At 64.8% G+C, this 1,951-nt stretch carries 2 protein-coding genes; both read left to right on the top strand.

Annotated elements, in window-relative coordinates; translation table 11 throughout:
- Positions 1-818, top strand: an 818-nt coding sequence (locus tag AC0C6X_RS30035) for a glycine C-acetyltransferase (RefSeq protein ID WP_472956675.1), incomplete at its 5' end; no start/stop codon positions are given.
- 261 nt (positions 819-1,079) lie between these two features.
- On the top strand, positions 1,080-1,951 hold an 872-nt coding region (tdh, locus tag AC0C6X_RS30030; protein ID WP_472956673.1), incomplete at its 3' end, for an L-threonine 3-dehydrogenase.

The following is a 1,951-nucleotide window of genomic DNA, read 5'->3' as shown; positions in this document are numbered from 1 at the left end:
GCGAAGAGGACGCGATCATCTCCGACGCGCTCAACCATGCCTCGATCATCGACGGCGTGCGCCTCTCCAAGGCCAAGCGTTTCCGCTATGCCAACAACGACATGGCGGCGCTGGAGGAGGAACTGAAGAAGGCCGAAGGCAGCCGTTTCAAGCTGATCGCCACCGACGGCGTGTTCTCGATGGACGGCATCATCGCCAATCTCAGAGGGGTCTGCGACCTCGCCGACAAATACGGCGCCATGGTCATGGTCGACGACAGCCATGCGGTCGGTTTCGTCGGCAGGAACGGTCGCGGCTCGGCGGAGCACTGCGGCGTCGAGGGCCGGATCGACATCATCACCGGCACGCTCGGCAAGGCGCTCGGCGGCGCCTCCGGCGGCTATACCTCCGCGAAGGCCGAGATCGTCGACTGGCTCAGGCAACGTTCGCGCCCCTATCTGTTCTCCAACACGCTGGCGCCGGTGATCGCGGCAGCGTCGCTCAAGGTCTTCGACCTGATCGAGAACGGCGATGCGCTGCGCGAGCGGCTCTATGCCAATGCGGCGCTGTTCCGCAACGAGATGTCGAAGCTCGGCTTCACGCTCGCCGGCGAGGGGCATCCGATCATCCCGGTCATGCTCGGCGATGCGGCACTCGCCCAGGAGATGGCGGCACGCATGCTGAAGAAGGGCGTCTATGTCATCGGCTTCTCCTTCCCGGTGGTGCCCAAGGGGCAGGCGCGCATCCGCACGCAGATGTCGGCGGCGCACAGCGAGAACGACGTGCGCCGGGCAATCGCCGCCTTCGAAGAGGTCGGCCGCGAGCTCGGCGTGATCTGAGGGACAGAACGAAGAATTTGCCCTCTCCTCGGGTTTGCCCCTCACCCTAACCCTCTCCCCGCAGGCGGGGAGAGGGGACGTGCCCGGCAGATGGCCTCGCAAAAGGCAGAACCGGTCGGCCGTTCGAGATGGGCGTAGAGGGCGCGGCATATCCCTTCTCCCCGTCTCGACGGGGAGAAGGTGGCGGCAGCCGGATGAGGGGCAAGCGCTTGCCGGTGGATGAGGGGCAAACCCCAGAGAAGGTTTGATGGAGGCAATCAAATGACGAACATGATGAAGGCGCTGGTCAAGTCGAAGCCGGAAGAAGGTCTCTGGATGGAGCGCGTGCCGGTGCCGGAGATCGGCCCGAACGACGTGCTGATCAAGGTCAAGAAATCGGCGATCTGTGGCACCGACGTGCACATCTGGAACTGGGACCAGTGGGCGCAGAAGACGATACCGGTGCCGATGGTCGTCGGCCACGAGTTCATGGGCGAGATCGCCGAGGTCGGCTCGGCCGTCACCAAGTACCATGTCGGCGAACGGGTCTCGGGCGAGGGGCATATCGTCTGCGGCAAGTGCCGCAACTGCCGCGCCGGCCGCGGGCATCTGTGCCGCAACACGCTCGGCGTCGGCGTCAACCGGCCGGGCTCCTTCGGCGAGTTCCTTTGCCTGCCGGAATACAACGTCGTGCCGATCCCGGACGACGTGCCCGATGAGATCGCCGCGATCTTCGACCCGTTCGGCAATGCCGTGCACACGGCGCTTTCCTTCGACCTCGTCGGCGAGGACGTGCTCGTGACCGGCGCCGGGCCGATCGGCATCATGGGGGCGCTGGTCGCCAAGCGCTCGGGCGCCCGCAAGGTGGTGATCACCGACATCAACCCGACACGGCTGGCGCTCGCGAAAAGCGTCGGCATCGACTACGTCGTCGACGCGTCGAAGGAAAACCTTGCCGACGTGATGAAGGCGATCGGCATGACCGAGGGTTTCGACGTCGGGCTGGAAATGTCCGGTGCGGCACCGGCCTTCCGCGACATGATCGACAAGATGAACAATGGCGGCAAGATCGCCATCCTCGGCATCGCGCCGGCCGGCTTCGAGATCGACTGGAACAAGGTGATCTTCAAGATGCTGAACCTCAAGGGCATCTA

It is taken from the genome of Ensifer sp. VA4 (genome assembly GCF_055710065.1).
This window is presented reverse-complemented; position numbering and strand designations above follow the sequence as displayed.